This is a genomic window from Rhizobium sp. SJZ105 (genome assembly GCF_007828365.1).
Lineage (GTDB): Bacteria > Pseudomonadota > Alphaproteobacteria > Rhizobiales > Rhizobiaceae > Agrobacterium > Agrobacterium tumefaciens.
The window spans coordinates 26,635-46,726 of sequence record NZ_VIUP01000014.1; the positions used below are offsets into that span (position 1 = coordinate 26,635).

The window sequence follows — 20,092 nt, forward strand, 5'->3', positions numbered from 1 at the left end:
TTTTCGAAGGCCTTTTTTTCATGAAGGAAATGATGCGGAGAAGGTCTTAGAAAAACGCCTGAATGCCCGTCTGCGCCCGGCCGAGGATCAGCGCGTGAACGTCGTGCGTGCCCTCGTAGGTGTTTACCGTTTCGAGGTTCTGGGCGTGGCGCATCACGTGGTACTCGATCTGGATACCGTTGCCGCCGTGCATGTCGCGGGCCTGGCGGGCGATATCCAGCGCCTTGCCGCAATTGTTGCGCTTGATGATGGAGATCATTTCCGGCGCCATTTTGTGCTCGTCCATCAGGCGGCCGACGCGCAGCGATGCCTGGAGGCCGAGAGCGATCTCGGTCTGCATGTCGGCGAGCTTTTTCTGGTAAAGCTGCATGCCGGCCAGCGGCTTGCCGAACTGCTTGCGGTCGAGACCATATTGCAGGGCGCGGAACCAGCAATCTTCCGCAGCGCCCATCACGCCCCAGGAAATGCCGTAGCGGGCGCGGTTGAGGCAGCCGAACGGGCCTTTCAGGCCGGAAACATTCGGAAGCAGCGCATCTTCGCCCACTTCCACTCCATCCATGACGATCTCGCCTGTTATGGAGGCGCGCAGCGAAAGCTTGCCGCCGATCTTCGGTGCAGACAGACCCTTCATGCCTTTTTCCAGCACGAAGCCGCGAATCTGGTTGTCGTGGGCTTCGGATTTCGCCCAGACGACGAAGACATCGGCGATTGGCGCATTGGAAATCCACATTTTCGAACCACGCAGGCGATATCCGCCGGCGATCTTTTCGGCGCGGGTCTTCATTCCGCCCGGATCGGAGCCGGCATCCGGTTCGGTCAGGCCGAAACAGCCGATCAGTTCGCCGGAGACGAGGCCGGGCAGGTATTTCTTCTTCTGTTCGTCCGAGCCATAAGCGAAGATCGGATGGATGACGAGCGAGGACTGCACGCTCATCATCGAGCGATAACCGCTGTCGATCCGCTCCACCTCGCGGGCCACGAGACCATAGGCCACGTAGCTGGCATTTGCGGCGCCATATTCTTCCGGCAGGGTGACGCCCAGAAGGCCGGTGCGGCCCATCAGGCGGAACAGTTCCGGTTCGGTGGTCTCAGAAAGATAGGCCTCGGACACACGCGGCATAAGTTCCGATTTGCCGAAGGCTGCGGCGGCGTCGCGGATCATCCGCTCGTCGTCGGTCAGTTGGTCTTCCAGCAGAAAAGGGTCCTGCCAATTGAATGCTGCGCGTTCGCTCACTGTGTGCCTCCGGATTTGCTGGCCGGATTATTCGTGTTAGCCCCTGATGGCACAAGCCATGTTTACTCATTTTTGCATTACATATAGTAATGGCTCATGACGTCTCTCAGCCGCAAACTCCTGCCCTCCACCAGTGCGCTTGCCGCCTTTGATTCCGTTGCCCGGCTTGGCAGCTTTTCAGCCGCTGCCGATGAACTTGCCTTGACGCAAGGGGCGATCAGCCGTCAGGTTATGTCACTGGAAGAACAGCTTGGCGTGCGCCTGTTCGAGCGCGGCGCGCGTGGGGTGTCACTGACGACCGAGGGTGGCGCTTACGCGAAATCGATTGCCACAGCCCTTGGCGAGATACGTGCCGCCTCGTTGCAGATCATGACCAAAACGCATGGCAATACGCTCAATCTAGCGATGCTGCCGACATTCGGCACCCGCTGGCTTCTGCCGCGCATTCCTGATTTCGTCTCCAGTCATCCGGAAATCACCATTAATTTCGCCACCCGCATCGGCCAGTTCGACTTCGAGCGTGAGCAACTGGATATGGCGATCCACATCGGGCAGGCGGATTGGCCGGGAGCGGAAAGCACCTTTCTGATGCATGAGATGGTTGCGCCGGTATGCAGCCCCGAATTCCTGAAGGCGCATCCGGTCGAAAAGGGTGAGGATATTGCCGGCCTGCCTCTGCTGCACATGGCCTCGCGGCCTGGTGCCTGGAGCCACTGGTTCGAGAGTCTCGGCCATTCGCTTGCCTTGCCGCAGGGCATGCGGTTCGAGCAGTTTTCCAGCGTGGCGCAGGCCTGTATAGCCGGACTTGGCGTGGCTTTGATGCCGCTTTTCCTGATCGATAACGAACTGAAATCGCGGCAACTGGTGAAAGCCTACGATCATCAGGCCAAAAGCCCGAGTTCCTATTATGCGGTCGCGCCGCTATCCCGTGCCAACCACGTTCCAGTCGTGCTGTTTCGCGACTGGCTGGTACGGCAGGCGGAGGCCTATCGTGCGGCTGGCAATCTGCCACTGGAAAAATAAGCGCACTTTTTTCGGGCATTTAGAGTTCGTGCCTCGATTTTTGCCCGGTTTTGTCTCTGGCCGGACTCGACAGGACGGTTTTGGTCGATTATCGTGATTAAACGTTTAATCAGCCCTTTCGGACCATCATGGCGTCTTCACGGCCTGCCACCAATCTGAGCGCGATAGCAGCGGCACTCGGCGTGTCGGTTGCAACCGTGTCCAATGCGCTGTCAGGCAAGGGCCGTGTTTCGCCGGAACTGGTGGAGCGCATCCGCAAGACCGCAAGCGAACTTGGTTATGTGCCGAGTTCGGCGGGCAGGGCGCTGCGCACCGGCAGGTCAGGAGTTCTCGGGCTGGTGCTGCCGGATATCGCCAATCCACTCTTCCCACAGATCGCGCAGGCCATCGAAAAGGCAGCCGTCAATGCCGGTTATGGTGTTTTGATCGCCGACTCGCGCGGCGAGATCGCCATGCAGACGGACGCCATCAACCGGCTGATCGAGCGTGGAGTGGATGGCATGGTCGTCGTTCCCCGCCGCGGCACGCGTATCGCGGATGTCGATTGCCCGGTGGCGGTGATCGACAGCCCCTCGACGCCCGGAAACACGGTAGCCGCTGACCACTGGGATGGCGGCCGGCAGATCGGCGAATATCTCTCAGCCCTCGGACACGACAAGGTGGTGCTGATCGGCAAGAACCGCGACTCAAATGTGCAGAACGACCGACTCGGCGGCATTCGCGATGGTCTGGGCAAGGCCTGCGTCACGGAAACGCTGTGGGTGGACGCCATTGAAAAGGCGGATGGTGCGGGTTGCCGTCTCGGCCTTACCGAAAAGGTGAGGGATGGTTTCACTGCCTTTGCTGCCGTATCCGACCTGCATGCGTTGCGCGCGCTCACTGAATTGCAGCGCGAGGGCATCGAGGTGCCGGAAGAGGCGAGTGTCACCGGCTTCGACGATCTGATTTTCTCCGCCGTTGTGACGCCGCCGCTGACGACGATGCGCATGGATATGCGCCGCATCGCCGATCTGGCCGTGGATGCGCTGTTGCGCGCGATCGATGGCGAGGCGGGCTTCGAAAACGGCATAGCTGCCGAGGTCACGGCAGAAATCTCGAAAGTACCGATGGCGCTGATCATGCGCGGCTCCACCGGCGAAAAAAAGCATGATGCGATTGAAGCCAAAAACACGACAGCAGGAGAACTCACACCATGAAAAAAATCATTCTTGCATCGGGCACCGCCCTGATGCTGACGATGGGTGCCGCGCAGGCGCAGGACAAGACGCTGACGATCTCGGTCTACGCCTTCGCGCAGGACGAATTCAAGGAACTGGTCTATACACCGTTCGAAAAGCAATGCGGCTGCAAGCTGGTCGTCGAGACCGGCAACAGCGTTGAGCGCCTCGCCAAGATGGAGGCCAACAAGGCCAATCCGGTGGTCGATCTCGCCATTGTTTCCATGGCGGATGCGCTTTCCGCCACCCGCAAGGACCTGATCCAGAAGATCGATGCCGCCAAGGTGCCGAATATCGGCAAGCTCTATGATATCGCCAAGGATCCGAATGGCGACGGCATGAGCGTTGGCGTCAACTTCTACGCCACGTCAATCGTTTACCGCACAGACAAGATGAAGATCGATAGCTGGGCCGATCTTTTGAAGGACGGTATCGTCGACCACGTCGCTTTCCCGAATGTCACTACCAATCAGGGCCCGCCGGCGCTTTACATGCTGGGCAAGGCCATCGGCAAGGATACGCCTGATCTTGCTGGCGCTATCGAAGCCGTGGGCGAAAAGAAGGACGATATCGTCACGTTCTACGTGAAATCGTCGCAGCTGGTGCAGCTCATGCAGCAGGAAGAAATCTGGGCCGCCCCCATCGGCCGCTTCTCCTGGGCGCCCTTTACCAAGCTCGATCTGCCGCTTGCCTGGGCAACCCCCAAGGAAGGCCAGACCGGCGGCATGAACGTGCTCGTGGTGCCAAAGGGCACGAAGAACGAAGATCTGGCGCTGCAGTTCATGGATTTCTGGCTCTCGACCGACGTTCAGAAGGCGCTGGCCGAAAAGCTCGTGGACAGCCCGACCAACAAGGAAGTCAAGGTGTCCGACGAGGTGGCGAACAATATCACCTATGGGGACGAAACCGCAAAAAGCCTGCAGCTCATTCCTTCCGCCGTGACGCTCGACAACCGTGACAAGTGGCTGTCGGAGTGGAACGCCAAGGTCGGTCAGTAAGTCCTTATCAAGGTTTGGAATGGGGCATTTAAAACGTCCGAAAGGGCGGCTCCATTCCCGGAAAAGCGGTTTGGTCGTCCCCTGACCGCTTTTCCACCTCTCAATTCCGCAAGCTGGCCCTGGCCGCTTGCAGTAACAATCGGCCGCAGGCCGTTCGGGGAATAAAGCGATGTTTCAGAACCGGGCCGAAGCGCTGGCGCTTGCCTTGCCCGCCGCTATTTTCGCGGCGGCGGTCTTTCTTGTGCCGGTCTTCATGCTCCTGTCGGAAGGCTTTCACACCACTGACGGCTGGACATTGTCCGCTTACGCCGATTTCTTCTCCGATCCGCTGAACAGGGCGGTTTTCCTGCGCACCCTGAAGCTTGGCGCGCTTGTCACCATCGTATCTGCGGTGGTGGGTTATGCGGCGGCTTTCGCCATCGTCAATCTGTCGCAGGGCGCGAAAGGACATGTCGTCAATCTGGTCGTCTTGCCGCTGATGATCTCGCCGGTTGCCCGCACCTATGCCTGGATCGTCATTCTCGGCAGAACCGGCATCGTCAACCAGGCGCTTCAGGCGGTAGGACTGAGCGATGCGCCGATCCGTATACTGTTTTCCGAAACGGCTGTTTTCATCGGCCTTCTGCAATTGTTCCTGCCATTGATGATCATTTCCCTCATCAGTGCGCTGGAGAATATGCCCAAGGATACGATCGCAGCCGCCCGCGTTCTCGGCGCAAACTGGCTGCAGGTGTTCTGGAAGGTCATCCTGCCGCTCACCAAGGAGGGGCTTGTTGTCGGCGGCACGCTGGTGTTCACCGGTTCGCTCACGGCCTATATCACGCCGGCCATTCTCGGCGGCTCCAAGGTGCTGATGCTGGAAACCCTGCTCTATCAGCAGGTGACGGTCTCCAACAATTTCGTCGCCGCCAGCGTCATCGCCTTCATCCTGATCGTCATGAGCTTTGCCGCCAATATCCTGCTGAAGCGCATCGCCACCGCAAGGAACAAGAAATGACCCGGCAGCTCTTCATTCCGCTCACGCTCCTGCTCGTTGTCGGCTTCCTGATCGGGCCGTTCCTCATCATCGTTGCGGCCTCATTTTCGGCCGGCGACACGCTCGCCTTTCCGCCGCAGGGCTTTTCACTGAAATGGATCGCGAAGGTCTTCACCGTCGAAAGTTTCCGTGAAAGCTTCGCGATGTCGATGTTCCTCGCCATCGGCGGCACATTCACGGCGCTCGTCCTCGGTATTCCCGCGTCCTATGCCATGTCGCGCTACAAGCTGCCCTTTGCGGAAACCGTGCGCACGATCGTTTCGGCGCCGATCATCGTGCCGGGTATCATCGTCGGTCTGGCGCTGCTGCGCTATTTCGTCGTGCCCTTCGGCATCGGCATCACGCTTGCCCTGTTTCTCGCGCACACGGCGCTCATCCTGCCCTATGCGGTACGGGTGGTTTCGGCCAGCCTCAACAATCTGCGTTCGGATATCGAGGCGGCGGCGGTGCTGCTCGGCTCGTCGCGGTTTGGCGCATTTTTCCGTGTGGTGCTGCCCAATATTCGCGGTGGTATCCTGTCGGCCTTCATCCTCGGTTTCGTGACGAGTTTCAATCAGGTGCCCGTGTCGCTGTTCCTGTCGGGTCCGGGCGTGCGCACGCTGCCCATCGACATGCTAGGCTACATGGAGATCGTTTTCGATCCGTCTGTCGCCGCACTCTCATCGCTGCTCGCCTTCCTTTCCATCGGCATCGTCTTCCTGGCCGAACGTTTTCTGGGGTTCTCCCGTTATGTCTGACGCAAATTACCTTTCGCTCCAAAAAGTCTCGCTCGCCTACGGCAACAGCATCGCCGTCAAGGATCTCGACCTCGATATCCGCAAGGGTGAACTTCTCGCGCTGCTCGGTCCTTCCGGCTGTGGCAAGACCACCACGATGCGCGCCATTGCCGGGCTGATGCCGGTGGCGGGCGGGCGCATCGATCTCGACGGCGCCGATATCACCCGCGTCGCCGCCAACAAGCGCGCCGTGGGGCTGGTGTTTCAGTCCTATGCGCTGTTTCCGCACCTGACGGTTTACGAAAACGTCGCCTTCGGCCTGAAACTCAAGGGCATGAACGGCAAGGCGCTTGATGACAAGGTCGCCTCCGGCCTGAAGTCCGTGGGATTGTCGAACTTCGCATCGCGCAAGCCGGCCGAGCTTTCCGGCGGCCAGCAGCAGCGCGTGGCGCTGGCGCGCTCCATGGTCATGGAGCCGAAGGTGCTGCTGCTCGACGAGCCGCTCTCCAACCTTGATGCGCGCCTCAGGCTTGAAATGCGCACCGAATTGCAGCGCGTGCAGAAGGAAACCGGTGTGACGATGATCTTCGTCACCCATGACCAGATCGAGGCGCTCGCATTGGCCGACCGTATTGTCGTCATGAAGGGCGGCAAGATTGAGCAGATCGGTACACCGGAAGAGATCTACAATGCGCCGGTTTCCGCCTTCGTGGCGGATTTCGTCGGCTTTGAAAACATCTTCGCGCTGGAAGGCGGCGCGTTGAAAACCGAAAACGGCATAACACCGCTTACCGGACCAGTCCCTTCAGCATCTGGACTGGCCTGGCGGCCGCGCATGGTCACCCTTGGTTCAGGTCCTTTCCAGGGAACCGTGCGCGGCACATCCTTTGCCGGAAATACCCGTGAGTACCTGCTGGATACGCTGCTTGGTCCCATCAAGGCGGAGACCGATGCTGCGCTGACCGCCCATACGATCGGTGATACGCTCGCCTTCGACCTTCCGGTCGAAAAGGCGGCAAGCCTCAAGGTGTTTGGCTGATCATGGGTGTGTGGATCGATACTGATATGGGCTTTGACGATATCGCCGCCATCATGGTGGTGCAATCGGCAGGCCTTGCCATAGACGGCATTTCGCTGGTCTTCGGCAATGCGACGCTGGATGTTGTCTGCAGCAACGCCGCAGGCGCGGTCGCCGCCTTCGGCTGGTCCATGCCGCTCCATCAGGGCCGTGCCAAACCCGTCCTTGGCGCGCTCGAAACCGCACAATGCATTCTGGGTGACAGCGGCATTCCGACCGTCGGCCGTAGCCTGCCGGATGCCCCCGCTCTGCCGCAAAGCGACGCTTTCACTGCGCTGTGCGGCTGGCTTGAGGGGGCAGGCGAAAAGCGCATCCTCGCGCTCGGCCCGCTTACCAATATCGCCGCCCTTTGCCTTGCCCTGCCCGATCTTGCCGCGAAAATTTCCGATCTGACCTGGATGGGTGGCGGCGTGACGAGCGGCAACCACACCGCATCTGCCGAATTCAACGCCTTTGCCGATCCGGAAGCGCTGGCCATCGTGCTTTCCCACGGCCTGCCGCTGCGCATGGTCGATCTGGACGCCTGCCGCAAGGTCACCGCCTCGCCAGCCGATGTGCTGCCGATCCGAAATGCTGGCGGCAAAAACGCCGGCCTGATTGCCGACCTGCTGGAAGGTTTCATCGGCATCGCCACGAGACGCGGCAGACCGGCCATGGCGCTTTACGATCCCGTTGCCGCTGTCGGCTTCACCTCCGAGCTGCTTGGCTGGCGCCACACGCGGATCGATGTCGAGCTTCACGCGGCGCTAACGCGCGGGCGAACGGTGGTTGAGCCGCGTGCCGACAAGGTTGCCGCCTTCAACGCGCATTTCGCCGACACCGTGAATGCCGAAGCGGCAAAGGCTGCGGTTCTCGAGGCGTTGCGCCGCGAGGCTGCCCGATGAGTGCACAATCCCCGATACGCGAGCCGGTCGATCTCAACGACGATGCGCTGCGCGCCCGCGCGGTTGCCGCTGCGCGCGGCGATGCGGCTTTCGATGTTCTCATTACTGGCGGAACGCTGGTGGATGTGGTGACGGGGGAGCTTCGCGCCGCTGATATCGGCATTGTCGGTCCGCTAATCGCCAGCGTTCACGAACCGGCAAGCCGCAGCGATGCAGCGCAGCTCGTCGACGCGTCGGGCGCCTTTGTCTCGCCCGGCCTGATCGACACGCATATGCACATCGAAAGCTCGATGATAACGCCCGCTGCCTATGCGGCAGCAGTCGTTGCCCGCGGCGTCACCACTATCGTCTGGGACCCGCATGAATTCGGCAATGTCCATGGTGTCGAAGGGGTTCTCTGGGCGGCGAAATCCATCGAAAACCTGCCGCTGCGCGCCATTCTGCTTGCACCCTCCTCAGTGCCATCAGCACCGGGTCTGGAGCGCGGCGGCGCTGATTTCGATGCCGGAATTCTCGCTGATATCCTGTCGTGGCCGCAGATTGGCGGGGTTGCGGAAATCATGAACATGCGCGGCGTCATCGACCGCGATCCACGGATGAGCGGCATCGTACAGGCCGGTCTTGTCTCGGAAAAGCTCATCTGTGGCCATGCGCGCGGCCTGAAGGACGCCGATCTCAACGCCTTCATGGTGGCCGGTGTTTCTTCCGATCACGAGCTGGTCTCGGCTGAAGACCTGATGGCGAAGCTTCGGGCGGGGTTGACCATCGAGCTGCGCGGCTCGCACGATCATCTGCTGCCGGAATTTGTGGAGGCGCTGAATGCGCTCGGCCACCTGCCGCAGACGCTGACGCTCTGCACTGACGATGTTTTCCCGGACGATCTGTTGCGGGGCGGCGGGCTGGATGATGTGGTGCGCCGCCTTGTCCGTTATGGCCTGAAACCGGAATGGGCGCTGCGCGCCGCAACACTGAATGCTGCGCAAAGGCTTGGCCGTGCCGATCTCGGCCTCATCGCCGCCGGTCGCCGTGCCGATATCGTCGTTTTCGAGGATTTGAGTGGTTTTTCACCCCGTCATGTCTTGGCCGGTGGCAGGGCGGTTGCGGAAGCCGGGCATATGCTCGTCGACATTCCAGCCTGCGATGCGGCGGCGCTCGAAGGCTCGATGAAGCTGCCGCTGCGCGCAGCCGATGATTTCCGGGTTGCCTGCGAGGGCGCAAGGGTGCGCCTTGCCACCATCGACCGCCCACGCTTCACGCAATGGGGCGAGGCGGAAGCCGAGGTGAAGGATGGTTTCGTCGTTCCCCCCGAAGGCGCCACGATGATTTCCGTCACCCACCGCCACGGCAAGGCCGAGCCAGTTACCAGGACCGGCTTCCTTACCGGCTGGGGACGCTGGAACGGCGCCTTCGCCACCACCGTCTCGCATGACAGCCACAACCTCACTGTCTTCGGCGGTAATGCCGAAGACATGGCGCTGGCCGCCAATGCGGTGATTGCGACAGGCGGCGGCATGGCTGTCGCCTCTGAGGGTAAGGTGACCGCGCTTCTACCCCTGCCGCTCTCAGGCCTCGTTTCCGATGCGCCGCTTGAAGACGTAGCACAGGCTTTCGAGGAATTGCGCGCCGCTGTCGGCAAGGTGGTCGATTGGCAGCCACCCTATCTGGTCTTCAAAGCCTGCTTCGGCGCCACGCTCGCCTGCAACATCGGTCCTCACCAGACAGATATGGGCATTGCCGATGTGTTGACGGGACGGGTGATGGAAAGCCCGGTGCTTGCGGTGGTGGGGTAAACCAGGGTCGAGCGTTGCCAAAAAGCCGGCATATTGCTAAATCCAACCCCTGTTTACCTGTCGCTCTATATGGATGTTGAACATGGGTGCCTCGAAGTCATCAGATAAGTAAGCCGCAACGACGATATTTCGTTGTTGCGGCGTTCTGTCGAGCGATCCCTGTTTCTTCGGGCAGACGCCGCCAAATGTCCTCATTTGAGCGGATCAATTCTAATGTCTATTCCAACTCCCGTTTGGGGGAGATCGCTGTTGGCAGCAATGCTGCTGATGGCTCCCTTTGATATTCTCGCCTCGCTGGCCATGGATATTTACCTGCCGGTCGTCCCCATCATGCCGGAAGCCCTCGGCACGACACCGGTGGTGGTTCAACTCACGCTCACCGTTTACATGGTGATGCTCGGCCTTGGGCAAATCGTGTTTGGCCCCATCTCCGACCGCATCGGTCGCCGGCCCGTCTTGATCGGCGGTGCCCTGCTGTTCGTCGTGGCCTCGTTCTGCCTCGCAGCTGTGACAACGGCGAGCGCCTTTATCGTTTTCCGGTTCCTTCAGTCGGCTGGAGCGGCGGCGGCATTGGTCGCCACTTTCGCCACCGTTCGCGACGTCTATGCGGATCGTCCGGAAGCAACGACGATATACGGAACGTTCAGCTCCATTCTCGCATTCGTCCCGGCACTCGGTCCGATTGTCGGGGCGGTCATCGCCAATGAATTCGGCTGGCGTGCCATCTTCGTCACCCTGGGCGCGGCAGCTTTCATTGCGACGGTTGCCGCAGGGATGAACTGGAGCGAAACCCGACCGGCGACGGCAACGATGTCACGCCTATCGCCTTTGCGCATGTTGGGCAGTGGTCGCTTCTGGACCTATACGCTTGGGTTCAGCACTGCCATGGGAACGTTTTTCGTATTCTTCTCCACCGCTCCGCTCGTCATGATCGGCAGGGCAGGTCTCTCCGAGGTGGAGTTCAGCCTGGCTTTTGCAACCGTCGCAATCGCAATGATCGTTACCACCCGTTTTGCGAAGTTTTTCGTTGCCAGATGGGGTGTGCAGGGCAGTCTCGTGAGGGGCATGGCCCTGTTGTTCGTGGGGGCGTTTCTGTTCACTGCAGGTGAAGTCGGGGCGGTTCCGTCATTTTTGACGTTTATCGTACCGATGTGGGTCATGGCGGTCGGAATCGTTTTTACGGTTTCAGTCACCGCCAATGGCGCGCTGGAGGAGTTCGGGCACATGGCTGGAACAGCCGTCGCCTTCTATTTCTGCATTCAAAGTCTGTTTGTGGGAATAGCGGGCACCTTGGCTGTCGTCATTCTGCCGGGTGATGCGGCATGGCCGGTGATCGCCTATTCATCGATCATGGCCTGCCTTGTCCTGACGGCGCTATATTTGTTGAACCGCCGGAATATCTGAGCGAGAAAGCCGGGCAGCGCGTCTGCCGCTGCCCGGCTTTTCAGATTTGGGAATGCAAAAAGTGGCTTTCGGCCTTACTCCGCCGCCAGTTCCTGCTCCACCAGTGTTGCCCAGAAAGCGACGCCGGGAACGATTGCCGCGTCGTTGAAGTCGTAGGAGGTGTTGTGGTGCAGCGCGCCATCCACCGCGGGGCCGTTGCCGAGCCAGACGTAGCAGCCGGGGGCTTCGCCCGCGAAAAAGGCGAAGTCGTCGCCGGCGGTCGAGGGCGGGAAGGCGGTGCGGGATTTGTTGCCGAAGACGGTCTTGGCGGCTCGCAGCGCCCGTTTCGTCGCATCGGCATCGTTGATGACGGGCGGAATGCGGCGGATGAATTCATAGCTTGCCTCGATGCCGAACATCGCCGCCGTACCCTTGGCGAGCCTGCCGATTTCCGTTTCAAGCTGGCTGCGCACCTCAGGCGCGTAGGCGCGTGCGGTGCCGCCGATTTCGACGAGATCGGGAATGACGTTGAGCGCCTTGGGGTCACCCGCCTGCACCGAGCAGGCGCTGACGACGGCAGGTTGCAGCGGATCGACGACGCGGCCGACGATGCTTTGCAGCGAAGCGAGGAAGGTGCCCGCCGCCGTTACCGGATCGCGGCCGAGATGCGGCTTGGCGCCGTGGGTGCCGATGCCCCTGAAGGTGACGCGCCAGCTATCGGAAGAGGCAAGCTGCGGTCCTTCCACCACGGCCATTTCGTCAATGCCAAGCCCCGGCATGTTGTGCAGGCCATAAACTGCATCGCAGGGAAACAGGTCGAAAAGCCCGTCCTCAACCATTTTTTTCGCGCCGCCACGGCCTTCTTCGGCCGGCTGGAAGATGAAATGGACGGTGCCGGAAAAATCGCGGGTACTGGCGAGATAACGCGCAGCGCCCAGCAGCATGGCGGTGTGGCCGTCATGGCCGCAGGCATGCATCTTGCCGGGGAACTTCGATTTATAGGGCCGGTCGGGAATTTCCGGCATGGCCAGCGCATCCATGTCGGCGCGAAGACCGATACTGCGGGTGCCGTTGCCCACCTGCAGCGTGCCGACCACGCCGGTACCGCCAAGGCCGCGATGCACCTTCACTCCCGCCCTTTCGAGAAGATCGGCGACGATGGCGCTGGTTCTCTCCTCTTCAAAGCCCAGTTCCGGATGGGCGTGGAGATCGTGGCGAAGCTCCGTCAGGAATGGCAGGTCCTCGCCGATGCGGTCCAGCAGTCTCATGGGTAGCTTGTCCTTGAATATGGGGAAAACCCACGCCATAGGTGGGCTTGTCCGAATGCCTGTTGCTTTGTTTCCTTCTAGCTGAAAAACCCAATGAAATGAACCCGCCGCATGCCTGCGGTTGTCGAAATGCCTGATATGCCGAACGGGGATGGCGCGGATGAAAATCGCTTCCGCTTTTGCCGTCCCGCTTCTGAAAGGAAAACCGATGCCGCAATCCGCATCGCCCGCCGCATCATCCCCCGCCGCGCCGCATGAGTTCTGGCAGGATGTTCTTCCGCCCCGTTCGTTCGATACGACAGGCCCGCATTCGGCTTTCTTTCCGGCGGAGCTGGATGACGGGCGGCAGATCTGCCTGCCGATCCGGTCCTTGGCGGATGGCGAACATGCGCTCGCCTCGCTCATCGTCAATCAGGCCTCTTTTGACGTGCTGGAAGTGCTGGCCGCCGACCTGGCGGAAAAGCTTCGCCCCCTCAAGCCAGATGTCGTGATCGGCCTGCCGACTCTGGGGCTGACGCTTGCCGCAGCCGTTGCCCGTCACCTCGGCCATTCGCGATATGTGCCGCTCGGCACTTCGCGCAAATTCTGGTATCTGGAGGAACTGTCGGTGCCGATGTCCTCCATCACCACCAAGCAGGAAAAACGGCTTTACATCGATCCGCGCATGTTGCCCCTCATCGAGGGCAGGCGGGTGGCGCTGGTGGACGATGTCATCTCCAGCGGCAGCTCAATCATTTCAGGTCTTTCGCTTCTCGCCTCATCCGGCATCAAGCCGGTGGCAATCGGCGCTGCCATGCTGCAATCGGATCGCTGGGTGCAAAAAATCGCTGCTTTCGGGCCGGAATGGCCGGAGCGGGTGAGGGGTGTTTTCGCGACGCCGCTGCTGAAAAAAGCCGAAGGCGGCTGGCAGGCTTGACGTTGCGCAATTCCCGGCAAAAGGCAAGTGGTGATAATTTCATCGTTGCCTAATTTGCGTCTTGCGGAGCCGTGAGAGATCGTCCTAAGATCGTTTCTGACAGACTATAGCAGTCGGCGAAAAATGCGCCGTTTTGCTCTCGCGCGGTGTTATTCCGGCGTCTGCCCGCCCCCTTTGGTTTTGCCGCTTACTGGAATTTCTTGACATGCATGCAGTGTTCGACGGTCATAATGATGTGCTGCTTCGGTTGTGGCGCAACAGCAAGGCCGGTGGCGATCCGGTGGCTGAATTCAAGAACGGCACCCGCGAAGGCCATATCGACGGTCCGCGTGCACGTGCAGGCGGTCTCGGCGGCGGCATCTGCGCCATCTACATTCCTTCCGGCGATCTGGTCCTGCAGGAGCCGGACGCGCAGGGTCATTACGATACACCGCTTGCGGCGCCGCTCGAACGCCAGCCCTCGCTCGATATTGCGATGGAAAAGGCTGCGATCGCGCTCAGGCTTGACCGTGCCGGCGCCTGGCGCCTTTGCCGCTCGACGGCCGATATCCGCAAGGCCTTTGCCGAGGATATTTTCGCGGCCGTGCTGCACATGGAAGGCTGTGAGGCGATCGGTGCCGATCTCGATGCGCTTGAGGTTTTTTATGCCGCCGGCCTGCGCTCGCTCGGTCCGGTCTGGAGCCGGCACAATATTTTCGGTCACGGCGTTCCCTTCTCCTATCCAATGTCGCCCGATACCGCGCCCGGCCTTACCGATGCCGGTTTTGCGCTGGTCAAGGAGTGCAACCGGCTCGGCATTCTCATCGATCTCGCCCACATCACCGAAAAGGGCTTCTGGGATGTGGCGAAGACCACGAACCAGCCTTTGATCGCCAGCCATTCCAACGCACATGCGCTCACCCCCGTCGCCCGCAATCTTACTGACCGGCAGATGGATGCCATCAAGGAGAGCGGCGGTCTGGTGGGCCTCAACTACGCGGTCACCATGTTGCGGGCGGATGCGCGCGACATTGCCGACACGCCGCTTTCCGACATGGTGCGCCACATCGACTACATGGTGGAGCGTATGGGCGTCGATTGCGTGGCGCTCGGATCGGATTTCGACGGCGCGACGGTACCCGTTGGCGTTGCCGATGCCAGCGGCAACCACAATCTGGTTGCGGCGCTGAAATCGGCGGGCTACGGTGATGGAGAACTTGCTAAAATATGCCGGGAAAACTGGCTGCGCGTCCTATCCCAGGCCTGGCACGAGCCGGCCTGAAGGCAAATAAAAGCGAACTAAATCAATCTCATAACAAAAGGGGAGATCCTATGATCAAATCGCTCAACAAGTCCATGCGTATCCTCAGCACCAGCGCTGCTCTGTCGCTGATGATGCTGTCTGCGCCGCACGCTTTTGCCGCCACGCCGGCCGATACGCTGGTTGAAGGTTTCGCCATCGACGACATCATCACGCTCGATCCGGGTGAGGCATTCGAGCTGTCGGCAGCTGAAGTTACTGGCAACACCTACAGCAAGCTGGTTTCCATCGATCTCAACGACACCTCCAAGGTGATCGGCGATCTGGCCGAGAGCTGGACGACCTCTGAAGACGGTCTCACCTATACCTTCAAGCTGAAGACCGGCCTGAAATTCGCCTCCGGCAATCCGGTGACGGCAGATGATGTTGCCTTTTCCTTTGAACGTGCCATCAAGCTCGACAAGTCGCCAGCATTCCTTCTGACGCAGTTCGGTCTCAAGGGCGACAACGTCACTGAGAAGGCGAAAGCGACGGATGCCAACACCTTCGTACTGACGGTCGACAAGCCCTACGCACCAAGCTTCGTGCTGAACGTTCTGACCGCGACCGTTGCCGCAGTTGTCGACAAGAAGCTGGTAACCGAAAAGGCCAAGCCCGTCACGCCGAGCGCCGATTACAAATACGACACCGATTTCGGCAATGCGTTCCTGAAAACAGGTTATGCCGGTTCCGGCCCCTACAAGATCCTTGGCTGGAAGGCCAACGAAGCCGTCATTCTGGAGGCCAACCCCAACTATTACGGTGAGAAGCCGAAGTTGAAGCGCGTGGTCTATCGTCACATGAAGGAAAGCTCCGGCCAGCGCCTGGCGCTTGAAAACGGTGATATCGACGTTGCCCGCAACCTCGAGCCGGGTGATATGGAAGCCGTTTCCAAGAAGGAAGGCCTTGCCGTCACCTCCGCGCCCAAGGGCACCGTTTATTACTTCAGCCTCAACCAGAAGAACGAGAACCTGAAGAAGCCTGAGGTCGTCGAGGCCTTTAAATATCTCGTCGACTACGACGCGATCGGCGCGACGATCATCAAGGGCATCGGCGAAATCCACCAGACCTTCCTGCCAAAGGGCCAGCTCGGCGCGCTTGACGAGAACCCATACAAGCTCGACGTCGCCAAGGCCAAGGAACTGCTGGCGAAGGCTGGTCTGAAGGACGGCTTCACCGTGACCATGGATGTGCGCAACACGCAGCCGGTGACCGGCATTGCCGAAAGCGTACAGCAGACGCTGGCGCAGGCTGGCATCAAGCTGGAAATCATTCCCGGCGACGGCAAGCAGACGCTTACCAAGTATCGCGCCCGCACGCACGATATCTACATCGGCCAGTGGGGTTCGGACTATTTCGACCCGAACTCGAATGCCGAGACCTTCACGATCAACTACGACAACTCCGAAGAAGGCAAGAACAAGACGCTTGCCTGGCGTAACGCCTGGGACGTTCCGGAGTTGACGAAGGAAACGCAGTCGGCACTTCTGGAAAAGGATAATGCCAAGCGCGCCGCCATCTATCAGAACCTCCAGAAGGAAGTTCTCGAAAAAGGCCCGTTCGTCATCATCTTCCAGCAGACGGAAGTGGCGGGATACTCCGCGAAGCTCAAGGGCCTGAAGCTCGGCCCGAGCTTCGACACCAACTATGTCTATACGATCTCCAAGGAATGATCCGGAAGGATCGGTCTATTGAGCATCGTTGAAGCAAACAGCCGGGCGAGGCAGGGCAAACGCCGTGCCAACGCCCGCGCGAAGGCCATTCTCGGCTTCGCCGTCACCGTCATCACCACCTTTCTGGGGTTGATGGCGGTCACATTTTTCATTGGCCGCGTTGTGCCGATCGATCCCGCGCTAGCAATTGTCGGCGACCGCGCGCCTGCGCATGTGGTCGAGCGCGTGCGTGAGCAGCTCGGCCTCAACCTGCCGCTCTGGCAGCAGTTCTTCATCTATCTGAAACAGGCGCTGTCGGGTGATTTCGGCATCTCAGTCCTCACCACCAACCCGGTGATGGAGGATATCAAGCGGGTTTTCCCGGCAACCATAGAGCTTGCCACGCTCGGCACCATCATCGGCGCCGTTTTTGGCATTCCGCTCGGCGTGCTTGCCGCGGTCAAGCGCGGCAGCTTTGCCGACCAGGTCGTGCGCGTCATCGGCCTTATCGGCTATTCCGTGCCGATTTTCTGGCTTGGCCTCCTGGCGCTCCTGGTGTTTTACGCCCGGTTGCAATGGGTCGCCTATCCCGGCCGGATGGATATCGTCTACGAATTCACCTTTACGCCGGTCACGGGTTTCTTCCTGATCGACGCGATCTGGCAACGGCAATGGGACGTATTGTGGGATCTGTTCCGCCACATCATCCTGCCCGCCTCGCTGCTCGGCTATTTTTCGCTGGCCTATATCAGCCGCATGACGCGTTCGTTCATGCTGAATGAGCTCGCCCAGGAATATATCGTTGCGGCGCGCGCCAAGGGGCTTTCGGAAACGCGCATCATCTGGTTTCACGCGCTGCGCAACGCCGCCGTGCCGCTGGTGACCGTGATTGCGCTATCTTACGCCGGTCTGCTGGAAGGTTCGGTGCTGACCGAAACCATCTTCGCGTGGCCGGGGCTCGGCCTCTACATCACCAATTCCCTGCAGAATGCGGATATGAATGCCGTTCTTGGCGGCACGATCGTGATCGGCGCCATCTTCGTCGGCATCAATCTCTTCTCCGATCTGCTTTACCGGACGCTCGACCCAAGGACGCGCAGCCGATGACGATTTCGACCGATACACTCAAACCCTACAGCCGCGAATGGCTGCTCTCCGACCGGCCTGCCTCGCGCAGGCAGGCACGGCTAGGCCGTGCCTATGTCATCTGGCGGCGCTTTTCGGAAAACCGGCTGGCGCTGCTTGGCCTCGGCATCATCATTGCGCTGCTGCTTGTCGCACTGTTCGCCAATGTGCTTGCACCACACGATCCGGTGCAGGGCGATCTGCGCAATGCCCGACTTCTGCCTCCGGGGACAGAAGGTTACCTGCTCGGCACTGACGATCAGGGGCGTGATATTCTCTCGCGCCTCATCCACGGTTCGCGGCTGACCCTGTTCGTCGTGCTGCTGGTGGCCATCATCGCCGCACCCATCGGACTCATCGTCGGCACCGTCTCGGGTTATGCCGGCGGCTGGGTGGATGCCGTTCTGATGCGCATCACCGATATTTTTCTGGCCTTTCCGAAGCTGGTTCTGGCGCTTGCGCTGGTGGCCGCACTTGGGCCGGGCATTGAAAACGCGGTGCTCGCCATCGCGGTCACCTCATGGCCGCCCTATGCGCGCATCGCGCGCGCCGAAACCATGACCTTCCGCAATTCCGATTTCATCGCGGCGGTCAAGCTCATGGGCGCGTCGCCGTTTCGCATCGTTCTGAAACACGTCATGCCACTTTGCATGTCGTCGCTCATCGTGCGTGTCACGCTCGATATGGCGGGCATCATCCTCACAGCAGCCGGTCTCGGCTTCCTTGGCCTCGGTGCACAGCCGCCGCTGCCGGAGTGGGGCGCGATGATTGCTTCCGGACGCCGTTTCATTCTCGACCAATGGTGGGTTGCCGCCATGCCGGGCATTGCGATCCTGATCGTCAGCCTCGGTTTCAACCTTCTGGGCGATGGCCTGCGCGATGCGCTGGACCCCAAGGAGGCGAACCAATGAGCGCGCCGCTTCTGACCGTCGAGAACCTGCGCGTTTCCTTTCCCACCCGCACCGGGCTGGTGGAGGCGGTGCGTGGCGTCTCGTTCACGCTAGGACGCGAACGCCTAGGCATCGTCGGCGAGTCCGGCTCCGGCAAATCGCAGACCGGCCGCGCCATCATGGGCCTGACGCCGAAAAGCGCTCGCATCGAGGCCGATGTGTTGCGCTTCGGCGATGTCGATCTTCTCAGTGCTTCGGCAAAGGAACGGCGGCTCATGCGCGGCAAGCGCCTGGCCATGATCCTGCAGGACCCGAAATATTCGTTGAACCCGGTCATGCCCATCGGCCGCCAGATCATGGAAACGCTGCGTACCCATGAAAGCATCGGTTCCGGCGAGGCGCGCCAACGCACGCTCGCCATGCTGGAGGCGGTGCAGATCCGCGATCCCGAGCGCGTGTTCGATCTTTACCCGCACGAGGTTTCCGGCGGAATGGGCCAACGCGTCATGATTGCCATGATGCTGGTCTGCGGCCCGGAACTTCTGATCGCCGATGAGCCGACTTCCGCGCTCGACGTGACGGTCCAGCTCGAAGTGCTCGATATTCTCGACAAGCTGGTTCGCGACCGCGGCATGGGGCTGATTTTCGTCAGCCACGATCTGCGGCTGGTGTCGTCTTTCTGCGACCGCGTTCTGGTCATGTATGCGGGCAAGGTCGTTGAGGAGCTCTCTTCTGCCAATCTTAAAGAGGCGAAGCATCCCTATACGCAGGGTCTTTTGAACTGCCTGCCGGAAATTGGCGGCCACCGGCATCCGCTGCCGGTTCTGGAACGCAAGGCGGAGTGGCGCGCATGAGCACGGTTCTTTCTATCAAAGACATGGTGGTCGATTTCGACGGATATATCGCGCTCGACAGCGTCAGCATCGATGTGGCCGAGGGTGAGTCCTTCGGTATCGTCGGCGAGTCCGGTTCCGGCAAGTCGACGCTGCTTCGGGCAATTGCCGGCCTCAACCATTTCGACGAAGGCTCGTTGATGGTGGCCGGTCGCTCTTATTCGGGCAAGCACCGCGACAAGAGCTTTTATAGCGATGTGCAGATGGTGTTTCAGGACCCTTACGGTTCCCTGCACCCTCGCCAGACAGTGGATGCGCTGCTGCTAGAACCACTCGTCATCCACGGTCTCGACAATCGCGAGCAACGCATCGCGCGTGCGCTTGATGAGGTGGGTCTCGGCACCGGTTTCCGCTTCCGCTATTCGCACCAGCTTTCCGGCGGTCAGCGGCAGCGTATTGCCATTGCCCGCGCGCTGATCGTCGAGCCGAAGATTCTGCTACTGGATGAGCCGACCTCGGCGCTCGACGCGTCCATTCAGGCGGAAATCCTCAATCTGCTGGAACAGGCCCGCAAGGACCGCAACCTCACCTTCGTTATGGTCAGCCACGATCTCGGCGTCATCAGCCACATGTGCGATCGCCTTGCGGTAATGAAAAGCGGCAAGGTGGTGGAAATGCTGGAGGCGGAAGCGCTGGAAAGCCGCGAGTTTACTGCGGATTATACCAGGCAGCTGCTGGTGGCGAGCGAGGGCTTCAAGCGCGCTTGAGCT

Annotated in this window: 18 protein-coding genes; 16 read left to right on the top strand and 2 right to left on the bottom strand. The window is 60.4% G+C overall.

What is annotated here, in order from left to right; all coding sequences use genetic code 11:
* Positions 1-46: 46 nt before the first annotated feature.
* Positions 47-1,234, bottom strand: coding sequence for an acyl-CoA dehydrogenase (locus FB593_RS24365; RefSeq protein ID WP_003518112.1), 1,188 nt, complete (start codon positions 1,232-1,234; stop codon positions 47-49).
* Positions 1,235-1,330: 96 nt separating this feature from the next.
* Between FB593_RS24365 and FB593_RS24370 the strand changes: the two genes are divergently transcribed.
* The 9 genes from FB593_RS24370 (at position 1,331) to cml (ending at position 11,380) form a co-directional block, all read left to right on the top strand.
* Positions 1,331-2,257 (top strand): LysR family transcriptional regulator, encoded by a 927-nt coding sequence (locus tag FB593_RS24370; protein ID WP_145167154.1) that lies wholly within the window; start codon positions 1,331-1,333, stop codon positions 2,255-2,257.
* A gap of 128 nt (positions 2,258-2,385) precedes the next feature.
* Positions 2,386-3,453, top strand: a complete 1,068-nt coding sequence (locus FB593_RS24375; protein ID WP_060642890.1) for a LacI family DNA-binding transcriptional regulator — start codon at positions 2,386-2,388, stop codon at positions 3,451-3,453.
* On the top strand, positions 3,450-4,472 hold the full coding sequence (locus FB593_RS24380) for an ABC transporter substrate-binding protein (RefSeq protein ID WP_003504736.1): 1,023 nt from the start codon (positions 3,450-3,452) through the stop codon (positions 4,470-4,472). Before FB593_RS24375 ends, FB593_RS24380 begins: the two co-directional genes overlap by 4 nt.
* A 169-nt stretch (positions 4,473-4,641) precedes the next feature.
* Positions 4,642-5,469, top strand: coding sequence for an ABC transporter permease (locus FB593_RS24385; RefSeq protein WP_003504739.1), 828 nt, complete (start codon positions 4,642-4,644; stop codon positions 5,467-5,469).
* Complete coding sequence (locus FB593_RS24390) at positions 5,466-6,245, top strand: ABC transporter permease (RefSeq protein ID WP_145167155.1); 780 nt, start codon at positions 5,466-5,468, stop codon at positions 6,243-6,245. The genes FB593_RS24385 and FB593_RS24390 overlap by 4 nt, the downstream gene beginning before the upstream one ends.
* Positions 6,238-7,263, top strand: coding sequence for an ABC transporter ATP-binding protein (locus FB593_RS24395; protein WP_035200151.1), 1,026 nt, complete (start codon positions 6,238-6,240; stop codon positions 7,261-7,263). Before FB593_RS24390 ends, FB593_RS24395 begins: the two co-directional genes overlap by 8 nt.
* Positions 7,264-7,265: 2 nt before the next feature.
* A complete protein-coding gene (locus FB593_RS24400) occupies positions 7,266-8,186 on the top strand; it encodes a nucleoside hydrolase (protein WP_065687418.1) in 921 nt (306 codons plus the stop codon).
* Complete coding sequence (locus tag FB593_RS24405) at positions 8,183-9,976, top strand: adenine deaminase (RefSeq protein ID WP_065687417.1); 1,794 nt, start codon at positions 8,183-8,185, stop codon at positions 9,974-9,976. Before FB593_RS24400 ends, FB593_RS24405 begins: the two co-directional genes overlap by 4 nt.
* Before the next feature lie 213 nt (positions 9,977-10,189).
* On the top strand, positions 10,190-11,380 hold the full coding sequence (gene cml / locus FB593_RS24410; protein WP_035200154.1) for a CmlA/FloR family chloramphenicol efflux MFS transporter: 1,191 nt from the start codon (positions 10,190-10,192) through the stop codon (positions 11,378-11,380).
* A gap of 74 nt (positions 11,381-11,454) precedes the next feature.
* Here cml and FB593_RS24415 read toward each other — a convergent pair whose 3' ends face one another.
* Positions 11,455-12,627, bottom strand: coding sequence for a M20 aminoacylase family protein (locus tag FB593_RS24415; protein WP_003518103.1), 1,173 nt, complete (start codon positions 12,625-12,627; stop codon positions 11,455-11,457).
* A 208-nt stretch (positions 12,628-12,835) separates the two neighbouring features.
* On the opposite strand from FB593_RS24415, the gene FB593_RS24420 reads away from it, so the two are divergent.
* The 7 genes from FB593_RS24420 to FB593_RS24450 all read left to right on the top strand — a co-directional run bounded on the left by FB593_RS24420 (position 12,836) and on the right by FB593_RS24450 (position 20,089).
* Positions 12,836-13,543 (top strand): phosphoribosyltransferase, encoded by a 708-nt coding sequence (locus FB593_RS24420; RefSeq protein WP_065687468.1) that lies wholly within the window; start codon positions 12,836-12,838, stop codon positions 13,541-13,543.
* A 205-nt stretch (positions 13,544-13,748) separates the two neighbouring features.
* Positions 13,749-14,804, top strand: coding sequence for a dipeptidase (locus tag FB593_RS24425; RefSeq protein ID WP_003518101.1), 1,056 nt, complete (start codon positions 13,749-13,751; stop codon positions 14,802-14,804).
* 50 nt (positions 14,805-14,854) lie between these two features.
* The gene (locus FB593_RS24430; protein WP_003518100.1) at positions 14,855-16,495 is read left to right on the top strand and encodes an ABC transporter substrate-binding protein; all 1,641 of its coding nucleotides are present in this window, start codon (positions 14,855-14,857) and stop codon (positions 16,493-16,495) included.
* A gap of 18 nt (positions 16,496-16,513) precedes the next feature.
* Positions 16,514-17,581: an ABC transporter permease gene (locus FB593_RS24435; RefSeq protein ID WP_003518099.1), complete on the top strand. Its 1,068-nt coding sequence runs from the start codon at positions 16,514-16,516 to the stop codon at positions 17,579-17,581.
* The gene (nikC, locus tag FB593_RS24440) at positions 17,578-18,510 is read left to right on the top strand and encodes a nickel transporter permease (RefSeq protein ID WP_003518097.1); all 933 of its coding nucleotides are present in this window, start codon (positions 17,578-17,580) and stop codon (positions 18,508-18,510) included. Before FB593_RS24435 ends, nikC begins: the two co-directional genes overlap by 4 nt.
* Entirely contained in the window at positions 18,507-19,343 is an 837-nt protein-coding gene (locus FB593_RS24445; RefSeq protein ID WP_035200158.1) for an ABC transporter ATP-binding protein, read from the top strand. The genes nikC and FB593_RS24445 overlap by 4 nt, the downstream gene beginning before the upstream one ends.
* Positions 19,340-20,089: an ABC transporter ATP-binding protein gene (locus tag FB593_RS24450; protein ID WP_025595069.1), complete on the top strand. Its 750-nt coding sequence runs from the start codon at positions 19,340-19,342 to the stop codon at positions 20,087-20,089. Before FB593_RS24445 ends, FB593_RS24450 begins: the two co-directional genes overlap by 4 nt.
* Positions 20,090-20,092: the final 3 nt, after the last annotated feature.

What these genes read in the sequence shown, in the direction of transcription:
- cml (WP_035200154.1), top strand. Translation starts at nt 10,190, where the DNA reads ATGTCTATTCCAACTCCCGTTTGGGGGAGATCGCTGTTGGCAGCAATG.
- FB593_RS24370 (WP_145167154.1), top strand. Translation starts at nt 1,331, where the DNA reads ATGACGTCTCTCAGCCGCAAACTCCTGCCCTCCACCAGTGCGCTTGCC.
- nikC (WP_003518097.1), top strand. Translation starts at nt 17,578, where the DNA reads ATGACGATTTCGACCGATACACTCAAACCCTACAGCCGCGAATGGCTG.
- FB593_RS24445 (WP_035200158.1), top strand. Translation starts at nt 18,507, where the DNA reads ATGAGCGCGCCGCTTCTGACCGTCGAGAACCTGCGCGTTTCCTTTCCC.
- FB593_RS24450 (WP_025595069.1), top strand. Translation starts at nt 19,340, where the DNA reads ATGAGCACGGTTCTTTCTATCAAAGACATGGTGGTCGATTTCGACGGA.
- FB593_RS24390 (WP_145167155.1), top strand. Translation starts at nt 5,466, where the DNA reads ATGACCCGGCAGCTCTTCATTCCGCTCACGCTCCTGCTCGTTGTCGGC.
- FB593_RS24420 (WP_065687468.1), top strand. Translation starts at nt 12,836, where the DNA reads ATGCCGCAATCCGCATCGCCCGCCGCATCATCCCCCGCCGCGCCGCAT.
- FB593_RS24405 (WP_065687417.1), top strand. Translation starts at nt 8,183, where the DNA reads ATGAGTGCACAATCCCCGATACGCGAGCCGGTCGATCTCAACGACGAT.
- FB593_RS24430 (WP_003518100.1), top strand. Translation starts at nt 14,855, where the DNA reads ATGATCAAATCGCTCAACAAGTCCATGCGTATCCTCAGCACCAGCGCT.
- FB593_RS24375 (WP_060642890.1), top strand. Translation starts at nt 2,386, where the DNA reads ATGGCGTCTTCACGGCCTGCCACCAATCTGAGCGCGATAGCAGCGGCA.
- FB593_RS24415 (WP_003518103.1), bottom strand. Translation starts at nt 12,627, where the DNA reads ATGAGACTGCTGGACCGCATCGGCGAGGACCTGCCATTCCTGACGGAG.
- FB593_RS24395 (WP_035200151.1), top strand. Translation starts at nt 6,238, where the DNA reads ATGTCTGACGCAAATTACCTTTCGCTCCAAAAAGTCTCGCTCGCCTAC.
- FB593_RS24400 (WP_065687418.1), top strand. Translation starts at nt 7,266, where the DNA reads ATGGGTGTGTGGATCGATACTGATATGGGCTTTGACGATATCGCCGCC.
- FB593_RS24385 (WP_003504739.1), top strand. Translation starts at nt 4,642, where the DNA reads ATGTTTCAGAACCGGGCCGAAGCGCTGGCGCTTGCCTTGCCCGCCGCT.
- FB593_RS24380 (WP_003504736.1), top strand. Translation starts at nt 3,450, where the DNA reads ATGAAAAAAATCATTCTTGCATCGGGCACCGCCCTGATGCTGACGATG.
- FB593_RS24425 (WP_003518101.1), top strand. Translation starts at nt 13,749, where the DNA reads ATGCATGCAGTGTTCGACGGTCATAATGATGTGCTGCTTCGGTTGTGG.